Annotated in this window: 13 protein-coding genes; 7 read left to right on the top strand and 6 right to left on the bottom strand. The window is 55.4% G+C overall.

Features of this window, described 5'->3' with window-relative positions; all coding sequences use genetic code 11:
• The first annotated feature begins 27 nt into the window (after positions 1 to 27).
• On the top strand, positions 28 to 1554 hold the full coding sequence (locus tag BIND_RS00960) for a TolC family protein (RefSeq protein WP_041777858.1): 1527 nt from the start codon (positions 28 to 30) through the stop codon (positions 1552 to 1554).
• Here the strand turns inward: BIND_RS00960 and BIND_RS00955 are convergent.
• Positions 1548 to 2351 (bottom strand): bestrophin-like domain, encoded by an 804-nt coding sequence (locus BIND_RS00955; RefSeq protein ID WP_012383206.1) that lies wholly within the window; start codon positions 2349 to 2351, stop codon positions 1548 to 1550. The genes BIND_RS00960 and BIND_RS00955 overlap by 7 nt on opposite strands.
• Positions 2352 to 2367: 16 nt before the next feature.
• On the bottom strand, positions 2368 to 4230 hold the full coding sequence (locus BIND_RS00950; RefSeq protein WP_041778274.1) for a chloride channel protein: 1863 nt from the start codon (positions 4228 to 4230) through the stop codon (positions 2368 to 2370).
• Between the two features lie 353 nt (positions 4231 to 4583).
• Between BIND_RS00950 and BIND_RS21760 the strand changes: the two genes are divergently transcribed.
• The 4 genes from BIND_RS21760 (at position 4584) to BIND_RS00940 (ending at position 6039) form a co-directional block, all read left to right on the top strand.
• Positions 4584 to 4745 (top strand): hypothetical protein, encoded by a 162-nt coding sequence (locus BIND_RS21760; RefSeq protein ID WP_012383204.1) that lies wholly within the window; start codon positions 4584 to 4586, stop codon positions 4743 to 4745.
• A gap of 161 nt (positions 4746 to 4906) precedes the next feature.
• Positions 4907 to 5068: a hypothetical protein gene (locus BIND_RS21755; protein ID WP_012383203.1), complete on the top strand. Its 162-nt coding sequence runs from the start codon at positions 4907 to 4909 to the stop codon at positions 5066 to 5068.
• Between the two features lie 45 nt (positions 5069 to 5113).
• On the top strand, positions 5114 to 5362 hold the full coding sequence (locus BIND_RS00945) for a hypothetical protein (protein ID WP_012383202.1): 249 nt from the start codon (positions 5114 to 5116) through the stop codon (positions 5360 to 5362).
• Between the two features lie 68 nt (positions 5363 to 5430).
• Entirely contained in the window at positions 5431 to 6039 is a 609-nt protein-coding gene (locus BIND_RS00940) for a TetR/AcrR family transcriptional regulator (protein WP_012383201.1), read from the top strand.
• A gap of 29 nt (positions 6040 to 6068) precedes the next feature.
• Here the strand turns inward: BIND_RS00940 and BIND_RS00935 are convergent, their stop codons facing one another.
• From BIND_RS00935 to BIND_RS00925, 3 genes are all read right to left on the bottom strand, one after another.
• Positions 6069 to 7163: an MBL fold metallo-hydrolase gene (locus BIND_RS00935; protein WP_041777856.1), complete on the bottom strand. Its 1095-nt coding sequence runs from the start codon at positions 7161 to 7163 to the stop codon at positions 6069 to 6071.
• A 255-nt stretch (positions 7164 to 7418) separates the two neighbouring features.
• Positions 7419 to 8759: a sigma-54-dependent transcriptional regulator gene (locus BIND_RS00930; RefSeq protein ID WP_012383199.1), complete on the bottom strand. Its 1341-nt coding sequence runs from the start codon at positions 8757 to 8759 to the stop codon at positions 7419 to 7421.
• Positions 8759 to 10537, bottom strand: a complete 1779-nt coding sequence (locus tag BIND_RS00925) for a sensor histidine kinase (protein ID WP_244395930.1) — start codon at positions 10535 to 10537, stop codon at positions 8759 to 8761. The genes BIND_RS00930 and BIND_RS00925 overlap by 1 nt, the downstream gene beginning before the upstream one ends.
• Positions 10538 to 10869: 332 nt before the next feature.
• Here BIND_RS00925 and BIND_RS00920 point away from each other — a divergent pair, with 332 nt between their 5' ends.
• Together BIND_RS00920 and BIND_RS00915 are read left to right on the top strand one after the other, a co-directional pair.
• Positions 10870 to 12174, top strand: coding sequence for a dicarboxylate/amino acid:cation symporter (locus BIND_RS00920; protein ID WP_012383197.1), 1305 nt, complete (start codon positions 10870 to 10872; stop codon positions 12172 to 12174).
• Between the two features lie 412 nt (positions 12175 to 12586).
• Complete coding sequence (locus tag BIND_RS00915) at positions 12587 to 13576, top strand: alpha/beta hydrolase (RefSeq protein WP_012383196.1); 990 nt, start codon at positions 12587 to 12589, stop codon at positions 13574 to 13576.
• A gap of 170 nt (positions 13577 to 13746) precedes the next feature.
• Here BIND_RS00915 and BIND_RS00910 read toward each other — a convergent pair whose 3' ends face one another.
• Positions 13747 to 14652 carry a metal ABC transporter substrate-binding protein gene (locus BIND_RS00910; RefSeq protein WP_012383195.1) on the bottom strand — a complete coding sequence of 302 codons (906 nt, stop codon included), beginning with the start codon at positions 14650 to 14652 and terminating at the stop codon, positions 13747 to 13749.
• Positions 14653 to 14656 lie beyond the last annotated feature (4 nt).

Raw genomic sequence — 14656 nt, 5'->3', positions numbered from 1 at the left:
CCTATCCGCCTTGCGACGAGAAGCCGAATGGTAAGCGGCCTCTTCGCCGCGCTTCTCCTCACTGGCTGCGCCCCAAGCGCGATCGATCTCGCACCGCCCGCGCCGGACCAGCCCTATGTGCCGCAAACGAAGGAAACCGGCGCGATTGACGCAGGCAAGCCTGCCCAGGAGCCCGTGAAACAGAATTTCACTTTGCCCGCCAATGCCGAGGCTGGCGGCCTGCCGGCCCCGCCAGAGCTCGCAGCCAGCAAAATCTATTCGCTGGCCGAATTGATCGATATTGCCCAGCGCAATAATCCGACGACCAAGGTTGCCTGGAATGCGGCGCGCGAGGCGGCGCTGGCCGTCGGCATCGTCGAATCGACCTATCTGCCGCGTCTCAGCGTCAGCGCCATCGGCGGCACGCAGCAAAGCAACAGCACGCTGACCACCGGCGTCCTCAATGTCGGCATCAGCAATACCAACAAGGCCCATTCGCAGGGTGTGATCGGCGCCGCCGGCCTGCAATGGCTTCTCTTCGATTTCGGTCGCCGCGCGGCTTTGGTCGAGGCGACGCAACAGCTTTCCACAGCATCCAACATCACCTTCACCGGTGCGCATCAATTACTGATCCACAAGGTCAGCCTCGCTTTCTATGCTTATTCCGCCGCGCGGACGCTCACGGCCAATGCCGCGCAATCGCTGCAAAATGCCAAAGAAGTGCAGGACGCCGCCGAGGCAAAGCTGAAACAGGAAGTCGGCACGATCGTCGATGTGGCGCAAGCCAAACAGGCAACCTTGCAGACCAATCTCTTGCTGGTCCGGGCCAAGGGCCTCGAACAGGACGCCTATCTTGCCCTTCTCGGCGCCATGGGCATTTCGCCCCTGACAAAGATCCGTGTCGCCTCGGCGGAAGGCCGCACGCTATCGGCCTCCATGATGCAGCCGACGGAAGCGATCATCGAAACGGCCCTGGCGCAGCGCCCGGATGTCCTTGCCGCCTTTGCCGCGCAAAAGGCGAGCGAGGCCAATGTCCGCGCCGCGCAGGCCGATTTTCTGCCAAAGGTTTTCGCGTCGGGCACCGTGGCGCAGGATAACGGCGGCCTCGGCGTGACGGCCATTCCCGGCGTTGGCAGCGATTCCTTGCCGACCCTCAATCTCAACGGCAGCCGGTTTTCCGGGATCGTGCTCGGCGGCGTCACCCTGCCGCTTTACGATGGCGGCACACGGGCCGCCTTGCTGCTGCAAGCGCGTGAGAGGGAAGCCGCCGCCGGTTCGATCCTGAGCCGCACCAAGCAGGAAGCCGCGCGCGAAATCGTTGCCGCCGAAAATGGTCTCAAGACCAGCCTCGCCGCTTATACAGCGGCCAATGCCCTGGTGCAGGCGGCGCAGACTACATTCGATGCAGCCCTCGCCGCCTATCGCAATGGTGTTGGCTCAGTCACCGCGACCTCGCTCGCCGAAACCAATCTCCTGCAAGCGCGCATCGGCAGGACAGATGCTTATAGCGCGGCACTGACCGCCGCCGCCACGCTCGCGCTCGCCAGCGGCTCGCTCGGCTCGGTGCCTTATTGATCAGCGCCTTGTTGAGGCGTGACCTCAATGCTCTTCAGGAGGGTGGTCAGTCTTTCGAGAACAGGCCGAAATTCATCCGGCGGCAAACTCAGGGCCCCTTCAAACGGGTAATCCAACAACCGCACCAGAACCAAAATGCTGGCAACGCCGAATGTGAAGCAAGCGCTCATGGCAACAGCCATCAGTCTGTCCTCGATTTGTGAAAACGATGCGAAAAGCGACAAAAGGCCGGAAAAAATGATCAGGAGCACCCAGAGGGGCAAAGGAACGCCATAGCTGGCTTCGAAAATCCGTTTGTCGCGCTCGATTTGCGCTTGAGCGAGCAAGGCGGCAACGCGCCGTTTCGTATCATTCAAATCCGGTTCGGAAAGACGCATCGCGGCTATTTGCTGGGTCAATGTATCAAGCTTCTCGGCCGTGGCCTTGTCGCCGCGCCGATGCCCCGCCAGCCGGGGCCATTCCGTCTCGATGACGCTTTCGACATAATTTCTTTGTGCCTTGAGGATCGTGCCGGCTTCCTCCCGCGGCAGGGTCACCGCCAGAACTCCCATGCTGCGCAAGGCATCGCTTTCAGCCCAAAGCGCGTGCGCCGCCTCGTTATATTCACTCCAGACCTCGCTGAAGACGAAAGCCAGCAATACGGCGAAGATGACGCCAAGCTGCAGGAACATGGTGGCGCCGACATCGTGATAACGGCGGCGCAGGCCAATCTCGATGTGATGATGGACAAGCAAAGTGACACAGATGGAGAGCGAGATCACGATGCCAATGACAAGAAGCGAACCCAAAGAGCCCATGACGGCCTTTCCTTCTTTATCCCTCACCTGACCAGGTCTCGCCCGACAAATCCCGGCGCGCTTTGTCGAGTTCCTGCGTATAGCGGCGCAGGACTTGGGATTCCGTGAGCAGGCCGATGATCCGCCAATCCTTGACATCGGCGACGACGGCCAGGGCCTCGCTTTCGCTGCGCTCGAACATCTGCGCCGCCATTTTGACGTTCATCTCCGGTAGAAGGACGCACATTTTTTGGCGCAGCAAAGGGGTTATGGTTGCATCTTTCGGCGCACCCGTATCGCTTTTACCACCCTTTTCGCGGCCAAAATCCTCCTGAACCGGATTGTTTTGAAATTCGGTGAGCCAGGCATCGGTCACCGCCACCATGCCGGCATAATGGCCCTGCGTGTCGGCGGCGATGACCCATTGGGCGGAACCTAAGGGAAATTCTCGCTTGAAACGGGCGAGCGGCAGATCGGACCGGACGATGGCCGTATCGCTGCGCATCAGCTTGCCAACCGTCAAATCACGCATCCAGCCGATGTCTTGCGCGCTGCGGATCGATTCCCCGCGCAAATGCAGGCGCCATGTAGCGAAGGAATAGCCGAACATGCGCCGCACCATGACCGAAACGATCGCCGCGACCGCCAGCATTTCGATTGAGAGCGGCAGATCGCCGGTCGTCTCCAGCGCCAGAAAGGTCATGGTCATCGGGCCACCGATAATCGCCACAGCCATGGCCGCCATTCCGACAATGGTCGCCAGCCAGGCATCGGGCGCCAGCGTCGGATTGGCCCAGGCCGTGACCCCGACGAATATTCGCCCGAGAATACCGCCGAGATAGAGCGAGGCGAAGAAAAGGCCGCCGCGAAAACCCGAGCCGATGGAAATGGCCGAGGCCGTGGCCTTGAGCAACAGCACGCCGAAGAGGAACCCGATAGCGGGCGCCTCCTCGTCGAAAAGGTCTGAGAGCGCACCATGGCCGGAAGCCAGCACATGCGGTGTGATCAGGGCGAAAGCGCCGAGAACGACGCCCCCGACGGCCGGCCGCAGGATGATCGGTATGCGGCTGTTGCGGAACAAAGCCTCGGCGGTGGTCACCGCGCGCATGACACCAATGCCAAACAGGCCGCAGATCATCCCAAGCAGGAGGAGCAGCGCCATATCGCTGTTCGAGAGAGCGACGGCGGGAATATGGCCGATGAAATCGCCGCCTGTGCCAAGTGCCCGGGCGGTCAGCGCACCTCCCACCGCCGCGGCTCCGATCGGCGCGAGACCGAAAGGGGTGTAGGAGCCGAGAATCAGCTCGAAAGCATAGAAGGAACCGGTCAGCGGCGCCTCGAAGGCCGCGGCAATGGCGCCCGCCGAGCCGCAGGCAACAAGCGTGCGCAGATCAGCGCGCCGCAGCCGGAAAGCCTGCCCGAGCCAGGACGCAAAACCGGAGCCGAGCTGTGTATAGGAGGCCTCCAGCCCGACCGAGGCGCCGCTGCCATTGGAGAGAATCGTCTGGCCGGTGATGAGCAGACTGTCGAGCAAGGACATGGTGCCGCCACGCAACGCATTGGCCTCGATCGGATCGATCGGCCGGTCGTTGCGCCAGGTCTGGATAAAATGACCGGTGACGCCGACTACCAGGCCGCCCACGACCGGCACCAAAGCCTGGAGCGGATGGCTGAGGACACTTAGGCTGCTCAGATGGGATTCCAAAGCAATGCCGAAGAGCAGCTTGTGCATTTGGCCAGCGAGGAAAAAAATGCCCGCGACGAAAATGCCGGCGATCTGGCCTGTGATGAGACCAAGCAGGATGAGGCCCAATTCATGACGGCGCACGATACCGCGCAGAATCGCGGGCACATCGATCCGAAGCACTTTTTCAGAAAAAATCGGGGCTGGGGCGGGCATAAGGGGAGGCAACACCTCTGGCGGCAAAACAAGGGCAAACCACATTTGGCTTGGCCTCGATGAGGAAGAAACAAGATTTTTTGAACCGAACCCCGGCAACAATACAGGCCCTCGTGAAAATATCTTTATCGAACCAATGATCTATGGCCGAGCCATGGGCCGGCTCCCCCTTTTCATGAGACCTTCGGAAAAAATATTCTCCAGGAGAGGTGAAAGCCGATTTGGGTGCGGCCTCAATAAAAAATACGGACGTCCGTATTTTTTATTGACACAGGCAATACGTTCGTACATATTATCACTATCGAAGCACGGAACACACCGCTTCAACGATTTAAACCCGAGGAACTTCCGTCATGACTAAGACCCTGAAGACCATCGCTCTGAGCGCCGCTCTCGTTCTCACGCTTTCCGAAGCCGTCCTCGCGGCTCAGCCCGTCTCGAACGGATCGCAGAACCAGGCGCCTTATAATTACAACAACCGGTACGGCACCTTTGGTGATCAGACCAACCGATAAACGCCTATCGTACCCGAAGAAGCGAAGCCGGTTTGGCTGCCGCTTCAATAAAAATACGGACGACCATATTTTTATTGACATAAATAATACGGTCGTACATATTGATCCCCATCGAAGCACGGAACACCGCTTCAACGATTTAAACCCGAGGAACTTCCGCCATGACTAAGACCCTGAAAACCATCGCCCTGAGCGCCACTCTTATCCTCACTCTGTCCGAAGCCGTCCTCGCGGCTCAGACCATCTCGAACGGATCGCAGAACCAAGCGCCTTATAATTACAACAACCGGTATGGCTCCTTTGGTGATCAGATCAACCGATAAACGCCTGTCGTACTTGAAAAAGAACGCTCGCCGAGAGCTCCCGCCATGATACAGATCCTGAAACCCATCGCCTTGAGCGCAGTTCTTTTGCTCCCTCTTTCCGGGGTCGTTCTGGCCGAGCCGCATCAGTCTCGGCCTGAACTAGCCGCTGGGCTCCTTGAGGGTCGTTCGATCGGAACGGGCCGGCACACAGTATCCGATTGGTCGCATGCCGTGTTGTACAAGCCCTTCGGCCAGACACCCTATGATGACAATAACCGTTATCGCGCTTTCAGCGATCAAACCGGACGATGAGAGGCACCTGAGCGTTTTTCGTTCGATCTATCGCTGTTGTCCCTCGTTGGTCACATTGACGATTTAATATGGTCATCCATAGTGTCCCCATGCTCAAAGTTTCAAACCGAGAAAAAATCCTGAACGAAGGCCTTCGCGTGGTCCACGAGCGCGGTTTTGCTGGTGCGAGCGTTCGCGACATCGTTCAGGCCGCCGGTGTGCCCCAAGGGTCCTTCAGCAATCATTTCGCTTCGAAGGAAGCGTTCGGATTGGAAATTCTGGAGCGCTATCTCGCGCGGGTCCATGCATCGATCGCGGCGACGCTCCTCAATGAGAGCTTCGCTCCCATCGAAAGATTGCGCGCCTATCTCAATGATGTGGAAGAAAGTTTACAACGCAACGACATGCGCAATGGCTGCCTCTTCGGCAATTTTTCGGCCGAATCCAGTGATAACACCGAAAGCATCAGGTGTCGGCTGAAAGAGATTTTCACTGAGGTGCAGACAGCCTTGGCCACGTGCCTGAGGGCCGCTGTCGCGGCAGGTCAAGCCCCTGCGGATCTCGATTGCGAAGAAATGGCGGGCTTTGTGTTTTCGTCGCTTCAGGGCGCCATTCTGGTCTCGAAAGCCGAACGCAGTCCCCTCCCCTTTCAGCGTTTCAAGAACGTTATTCTCACAAGAATCCTCCGGCCGGCCTAATCCAGCCGACGCCCCCGCAGCAGAGCCCCTTAAGAAGCGGAACCGGAAAAGACCAATTGCGTGCCCGTATAGGCGCGGACCAGCTTGTCTGGCATTTCCGCTTTGGCCATTTCATAAAAGGGCTCGCCGGAGCAATGCAGCGGCACGATATAATCCGGTCCGATCTCCTTGAGCGCCGCGACTGTCTGGCGGACATAATCCGCCGGATAAGGCGCGAGATGAAAGCCGCCGATGATGGCGTGGACTTTCTCGATGCCGGAGACTGTCTGCGCCTGCCGGACCGCATTGACCACTCCTCGGTGGCTACAAGACGTCAGAATGACGAGGCCGCGCCCCTTCACATGGAAGGATGTGGCGATCTCATGCCGGAACTGATCGGGGATGGAGCCCGGCCCGCGTTCGCTCTCCGGCAAACGGTCGGGATAGCAGCCAGAGCCCTCTGTCACGCCAACATGCATCGCGCTGGGAGACAGAAGCTTCTCGAAACTCCGCTGGCCGATCTGACCCGAGATAAAACCATGATCGGCCACGAGGGCCGGCTGTTCCATCGCGGTTACGCTGAGCTTGGCAGCAGCCAAAGCTTCCCGGTCGATGACACCGAAATTCCCTTTGACGGGTGGCGCCGTCCATTCTCGGGCGCAAAAACAATCTTCGCCTCCCACATAGAAAGGCAGTTTCGGTTTCAATTGATCCTTGTATTGCCGCAGAAAGCCGGCAAGACCACCAAAATGATCATAATGCCCATGGCTCAGAACAAGAGCATCGATCTCGGCCGGCTGAATCCCCAAAAGCTGGAGATTATTGTTCAACGCCATCGCGGTGAAGCCAAAATCGATGAGTGTCTTCCGTGTTTCCCCCTTCCGCGATGATGTCACAACCATAGACAGGCCGAATTCACTTGCCAGAGTGGGACCTGGCGGATAATCCGGGCTTATGCCCCAGCCGAAATGCTCGATGGAAAGCGTATCCATTTTGCGGCTCGGCGCCACGGCGAATTGATAGCTATCCGTCACGATGCGGATACTCAAGGCATCGAGTTCAGGCACCGGCAAGGCCAGTGTTTGCGCCTTGGCTGGTGAGGCATCGCCCAAAAGGCCAGCCAGCAACACACTGAAGGATGCCACGCCGCATCCGCACACTATTTCCCGGCGATCTGGATTATCGCAAGAAAAGGAGGATCGCCGGGTGCCATCGCTTTGGTTGCGAGAAAAGCGATTTTTTGATGCCATGGGTAATGTCATAGTCAATTACCTCCCAACATCGATAATAGTTATATCAACAATTTGACTGATGCGTTAACTATGACGCCGCCATTAACCTGGGATGTTTTGATTGTTTAACGCAAAAAACAGGCAGCTACCGCCTCACATGCATTATAATCAAAGAGACTTGGTATGAGTACCTCTGAAAATAGTCTGGTCGATGCTATATCGGTGCAATTTGTCGTAGAGGGTCTTACGGGCGATACCGAGAGACTTGACTGTTTCCTGTATATCTCCGCTGTTTGCAGCCAAGGCCGCGCGGATTTGATCTGCTTCAAAGGCATCCATTCGTTCCCGTAGCGTCGCCTCAGGTTCTGCTGAGACCTGCTTTTGCTCTTCCACGAGACCAAGAGCTACGCGTTCAGCATAGTGAACGAGTTCGCGAACATTGCCCGGCCAATCATAGGAATTCAGATGATGCCGTACCATTTCGGTGATCGCGACAGGCGAGCGCCGGAAACGCTTGGCCGCATTTGCCAGGAAATAACCGAATAGAAGTGACACATCGGCCTTACGCTCTCTGAGTGGTGGAATGTGTATGTAAGCAACATGAAGACGATAATAGAGATCTTCACGAAAGGAATTGCGTTCGACGAGCGTTCGTAGGTCGGTCTTAGATGCTGCTACTACACGTATATCGACGTGACGGATATTGTTCGTTCCAAGAGGAGCAATTTCACGCGTTTCAAGCACCCGCAATAACTTGACTTGCAGGACAGGTGGCATTGACTCAATTTCATCAAGGAAAAGTGTACCCCCATGGGCATGCTCAATACGTCCCACCCGCTTTTTCACGGCACCGGTAAAGGCACCTGCTTCGTGTCCGAATAGCTCGCTCTCGATCACACTTTCTGGCAACGCACCACAGTTCAACGCGACAAAGGGCCGATTGGAGCGGTGACTCCATTGATGCAAAGTATTCGCGACGACTTCTTTTCCAGTGCCGGTTTCTCCTTCGATGAGAACGTCAACATCAGCATCCGCAAGCTGATGCAACGTTTGTCTGAGTCGTTCCATCGCAGGCGAGCTTCCAAGCAATGGAAGATTGATCGCAGAGGCTTCTATTTGTCGTTTGAGTCTCCGGTTCTCTAGCACAAGTCGACGGCTTTCCAGTGCATGCCGAATACTTCCGAGGAGACGGTCGAATGTATAAGGCTTGGAGATAAAGTCATAAACTCCATCGCGCAGAGCGTCGACGGCCATAGAGATATCACCATGACCCGTGATGAGGATGACGGGAAGATCCGGGTCGATTTTCTTAAGATATTTGAAAAATTGCAGGCCATCAATGCCTGGCATACGGATATCGCTAACCACTACGCCTGTGAACTCAGAGTTAAGTTCGTCAAGCGCGGCCATGGCAGAATGATATGTCACGACATCAAGCCCTGCCAGAACAAGGGCTTGAACATTGGCCGCGCACAGTATCTCATCATCATCAATAAAGGCTACATCCATCAATTGACTCTCGGTAGGGTAATGGTCAACGTGGCGCCGTCACAATTTTCCACAGCGAGCGTACCGTTGAACTCATTAAGGATGTCGTGGGAAATCAGGAGTCCGAGCCCAACTCCATCTGGCTTAGTGGTCGTGAAGGGCATGAAAAGAGCAGTCATGACGGCATCGGGAAAGCCTGGCCCATTGTCGGCGATCGTCACGATAACGTTTTCCGCCGTTGGTCGGGCCAAGATCTGGATGGATCCATCGGGCTGATTGGACACAGCCTCGATGGCGTTCTGCAATAAGTTTACAAAAACTTGTTCGAGTCGGATACGCTCTGCCGCCACCACAATATCCGCATCTGCCAGATCGACGAATAAATTAATTGTCTGCTGCTTGAGACGATGTCCGACCAGAAGAAGCGCTCCGTCGATGGTCTCCCGCAGGGAGATGGGTTCCTTCTCACTTGTTGTTTTGCGTGAGAAAGCACGAAGTTCATCCATGATAGTGCCGATGCGTTCTGTCAGACCTGCAATCGTCGAGAGATTGATTCTTGCAGTGCCTGTATCACCTCGAATGAGAAGAACTTGTGAATTCTCGGCGAAGGTCCGAATCGCGGCGACTGGTTGATTGACTTCATGAGCTACGCTTGCTGCGATCTGACCGAGAACGGCAAGCTTACTTGCCTGAACCAATTCGTCCTGCAGATTATGTACAGCTATTTGCGCATGTTCGCGTTTCTCGACTTCAGCAGTCAAACGTTCATTGATGTGGCGAAGCTCCTTGGTACGGTGTTCAACCATATTCTCGAGCTCCCGGCGCGCCGTCGCGTGCTGTTTCCTTTCCTCGACCAAGCGATGCTGTCGAGACAACCATAATCCCACCACCCCAAGCGCTACGGTGACTAAAAGCAAGGTTAGGGAGCGCCAAGCCGTGACCGTTAGTTTCATCGTGGTCTCTGTCGGCGTCAAAACGTGGAGCGTCCAGTCAATCGAAGAAACCTTGCTGCCCCCTTCAACGAAGTAGCGAGGCCTGTATTCACCAGGCAATGTCGCTTCCACGAGACCTATACTTCCAGTGTTGGTGTGTAGTGGGAGAAGGTCGAGTTTAGCATCACCAAATTGCAGATTGGCCAGGATTTCGGCGCGACGCTCGACCGGGATCGGCGTCTTTGTGCGAAAACGCCAAGACGGTTCACTTGTCACCAGAATGATGCCACGCTCGTCGCTGACGAAAGTAGGCGCCGTGCCGTGCCGCCATTCAGCCTCGACCGCGTCGAATTCCGCTTTCACAATCAGCATACCAAGCGGCCCGGTTGGACCGTCCAACCGTTGTGTCAGGTAGAGCCCTGGTTTATGACTAACGGTACCAAAGGCAAAATGCTCGGCACTTCCTTCCTCCAGGGTCCTTTTGAAATAAGGGCGGAACGCATAATTGGTCCCGACGAAACTGGTGGGCATACGATAATTGCTCGCGGCGATCGCGATGCCGTTAGCATCCAGGAGGTAAATTGCGCCAGCACGAGTGGCGGCAGCCAATGCCTCAAGCTTGGCGTTTAGGGCAGCAAGGCGGACAGATCCGCCTCTTTCGAGCGTTGCCCGAACATCCGGATCTTGTGCCAGCACGATGGGAAGTGTGCGCTGCTTTTCAATTTCATTGCGCAACATAGCGACTCGGAGGCTCGCCGCGATTTTCGCCGCTGCGCCGAGTTCCGAGAGCACGGATCGCTGAGCCACATAGCGGGCGGCGCCGTCAAATCCGAGGATCAAAATGGCGGCTAGCGCGAACAGCAGCAAGCGGCAAGGCATCGAGTGCCATCGCGCAATGCCCATGCTCTGCCTAATCCAAGCTAGCCCCAAAATTTTAGATCCCGATTATCTGTGTAATTCTCCGCATCGTCTTTTTCTATTTGTGCGTAATTCCGCACGATTTGTCTAGGCGCGCTTGACCTAATACCTATAATATTATTTTTATAACAAGTACTTACGGACTCTTTCCTCTCGCCCAGCATATGGTCTGCAATTTGCGCAAACGCAAATACCGATTTTCCATGTCCGCATCTGATGAAACGGCCGTGGTTAGGTACAGCCCCATAAGTGAGGTGCTGACGGTCCACGGGAGGAACTCTATGGCTCATGCCACAACGACGCCGGCTGTTGCCGTGCCTCAAAAGCTATACCTACACCTTTATGCGCAGGTTCTTGTTGCTATTGCGGCAGGTATCCTCATTGGTCACTTCTATCCGGATCTTGGCGCCAACCTAAAGCCGCTTGGAGATGTCTTCATCAAGCTCGTAAAGATGGTGATTGCACCCGTGATTTTTCTCACGGTTACAACCGGCATTGCCAGCATGCGTGATCTCACCAAGGTTGGCAGGGTCGCCGGAAAAGCAATGGTGTATTTCCTTACATTCTCAACTTTTGCGTTATTCATCGGCTTATTGGTTGGTAACATACTTCAGCCGGGCGCCGGTCTTCACATCGATCCAGCCAGTCTCGATACAAGAACAGTCAATGAATATGCGATCAAGGCGCACGATCAGACCGTCATAGGCTTTCTCACTAACATTGTACCAACGACGCCCATTAGCGCGCTGGCCTCAGGTGATATTCTACAGGTTCTGTTCTTCTCTGTCTTATTTGGTATTGCCTTAGCCAGTGTCGGACAGCATGGCGATCCTGTCATTGTGGTTTTGAACGCGCTGTCTCATGCCATGTTCCGTCTGGTTTCCATCTTAATGAAAGCTGCGCCTATCGGGGCCTTTGGTGCGATGGCCTTTACAATTGGCAAATACGGCGTTGGTTCAATTGCCAATTTGGCCATGCTTGTAGCTACTTTCTATCTGACGGCAATATTGTTCGTAACCGTTATCCTTGGGATCGTGGCATATTATAATGGTTTCTCGATAATTGCCTTGCTGCGCTATCTCAAGGAAGAGCTGCTGCTTGTGCTCGGCACTTCCTCCTCGGAAGCGGCGCTCCCAACTCTTATGGAGAAAATGGAGTATGCTGGTTGCAGCAAATCCGTCGTTGGGCTCGTTATCCCATTGGGATATTCGTTCAATCTTGATGGAACTAACATTTATATGACATTAGCCGCACTCTTTATAGCGCAGGCGACTGGCATACATCTCAGCCTATGGGATCAGCTTTTGCTTTTACTCGTTGCTATGTTGAGCTCGAAAGGCGCCGCGGGTATTACCGGAGCTGGCTTCATTACATTGGCGGCGACACTATCGGTGGTTCCGGCCGTTCCTGTTGCCGGTATGGCTCTCATCCTTGGCATTGACCGGTTCATGTCGGAATGCCGAGCCCTTACGAATCTCATCGGCAATTCGGTTGCGACGATCGTAGTCGCCCGATGGGAAGGTGAACTCGATGACAGTCGCCTCAAACAGGCTTTGAAAGGTGTGACTGACACCACGATCATCTAACCATGCAAAAAATGTCCGGTAACTCTGGCCAGAACACCGCACGGCTCTGTCCGTGACGCGGCAATGTCAGTTGGTGTCAATCAATCATGCTGAAACATTTTTTAGGTGCATGCAGCGGAAAGCTCCGGCAAGGTTCTGTTTCGAAAGAAACAGTGCCGCGCCCAGGAGCTGAAGTTCTTCGCCAGTCAGCCACTGCACATGGTGACCATGGAGGCTTACGGTGGCACCCATTGCCGGGGTGCGAGATCGGCACGTTTAGCCATGAAGCCCGATTGATTACGCCGGCCTATGTCAAACCCTTCGTCATATCATCGCTCAATATACAAGTACAGGTTGGATCGTGCCTAACTGACGACACGCCATAAGGTATTCATTCTAAGTATAAATATAAAGCAACAATGAGGGAGGAAATATGAATAGAAGACACATCTTGACTGCAGGGCTTTCGGTAACCGGACTATGTGCATTTTCAGCATATGCCGCGCCATATTATGGTTTTCAGCAAGACCACTCACAATGGACGCAGCGGGTAAGTAGACGGGATCAGCTCGCAGTTGAAGAACATATTCCTCTCTGGGAGGGCTCGCCTCCTGGTGGCGGAGGTCCAGCAGGGCCGGAAGCCTTAAATTACAAGGGTACACTGACCAACGTCTCGGTTCCCACGATCAGCCTGTACCGCCCCGCTGTTCCCAATGGCGCCGCAATACTTATAGCCGCGGGTGGAGGATACCATCATATCCAAATGGGTAAGGAAGCTGTTCCAGCAGCCGAATGGTTGAACAGCCTTGGTATAACAGCCTTCATACTCGCTTATCGTCTTCCGGAAGAAGGCTGGGGGGCTGGGCGTATCGCTCCTTTCCAGGACGCTCAACGAGCTCTACGTCTCATTCGTGGCCGGTCCAGTTCCTTCGGGATCGATCCGTCACGCTTGGGCGTACTCGGCTTCTCTGCAGGTGCTCACTTACTTGGAATGCGCGCCACCCGCCCAGACTGGTCGTGCTATCCTCCGATGGATGCGTTTGACAATATTTCCGATGAATCAGCATTGAATCTGCTGATCTATCCGATTGTTACATTAGAGCCTCCCTATCAGGATACACAAACGTGCCGCATTTTGCTCGGCCCAGATCCTAAGCGACATGAAGCGTCGGAATGGTCGGTTCAGACATACGTGCGCCGTGACGATGCGCCGTTCTTTCTTGTTCAAGCGTCTGATGATCCCATCTCCAATCCGGCTCATACTGCTATTCTCGAAGCTGCCTGTCAGCGCAAAGGCGTTGCTGTGGCACGTCATCTTTTCCCTACGGGAGGACATGGGTTCGGGCTCGGCTCCCCGGGAACACAGACGGTAGAATGGCCCTCCATGGCTGAACACTGGATGCGGCAGATGAAGTTCATTTAGGTGGTTGCCGTTGTCGGGCGTTCATTCCAGAGTCGTCCAAGGGACATTCCGATACCTTTGGATAAGTATTGATGTTGTCACATCAACGGGCCGATGCCAAGCATACAAAAACAATGCTCTGCATTTCCCTCAAAACTTCGGCTTGGGCAAAGCTTTGAGCGATGACGAGCCTATTGGGAAAGGGCGCCGGCAATTTCATTTACATTGTTGCGAAACATGTCGAGATAGGTCGGCGCCTTGCCATCGGGCGGCGAGAGCGATTCGACATAGAGCGTACCACCAGGCCGTGCGCCGGTGGCATCGCCGATTTGCTTCACGAGGCGTGGATCATTCGAATTTTCGATGAAATAGACCTTCACCTTTTCCTTGCGGATCTGGTCAATCAATTTGGCGACGGTCGCCGCCGAGGCTTCCGTTTCCGTCGAAAATCCGAGCGGTGACAAAAAGGTCACGCCATAGTCCTTGGCAAAATAGCCGAAGGCGTCATGGCTCGTCAGAATCTTGCGTTTCTCCTGCGGCACGGCATCGATCCGCGCATGCGCATAGGCGTCAAGCTCCCGCAAATCCTTGCGGTAGCGGTTGGCATTGTCATGGAAGGCCTGCGTGTCCTCCGGGTCGGCCGCAATCAAGGCTTTTTCGATATTATCAACCCAGGTCACGACATTGGCCGCGCTGTTCCACACATGCGGATCGGTGACGCGCTCACCGCCCTCCTCCATGGTAAAGGTCTTGATTCCGTTCGAGACGACAATCGCCGCACCCTTATATCCTGACGCTTTCACCAGCCGCTGGAACCAGTTTTCCAGGCCCTCGCCGCTGATGAAAGTAATATCGGCGCCCTTGAGCGCACGAGCATTGTCGGGCGAGGGTTCAAATTCATGCGGATCACCATTCGGCGGCACGAGACTTTCGACCGTGACTTGATCCCCCCCAACTTGTTTCACGACATCGGCGAGAATGGTGAAACTGGCGACCGCGCGCAAGGTTTTCGCATGCGCCGACGACACGCCAGGCGCAAAGCCGCTCACCAAAGCCAGCGCACACAACAGGCCAGCGCGCGAGAAATGTCGTCTCATGATC

The sequence above is a fragment of the Beijerinckia indica subsp. indica ATCC 9039 genome (assembly GCF_000019845.1).
Classification (GTDB): domain Bacteria; phylum Pseudomonadota; class Alphaproteobacteria; order Rhizobiales; family Beijerinckiaceae; genus Beijerinckia; species Beijerinckia indica.
The sequence above is the reverse complement of the archived record's forward strand: the minus strand, read 5'-3'. Positions and strand labels throughout refer to the sequence as shown.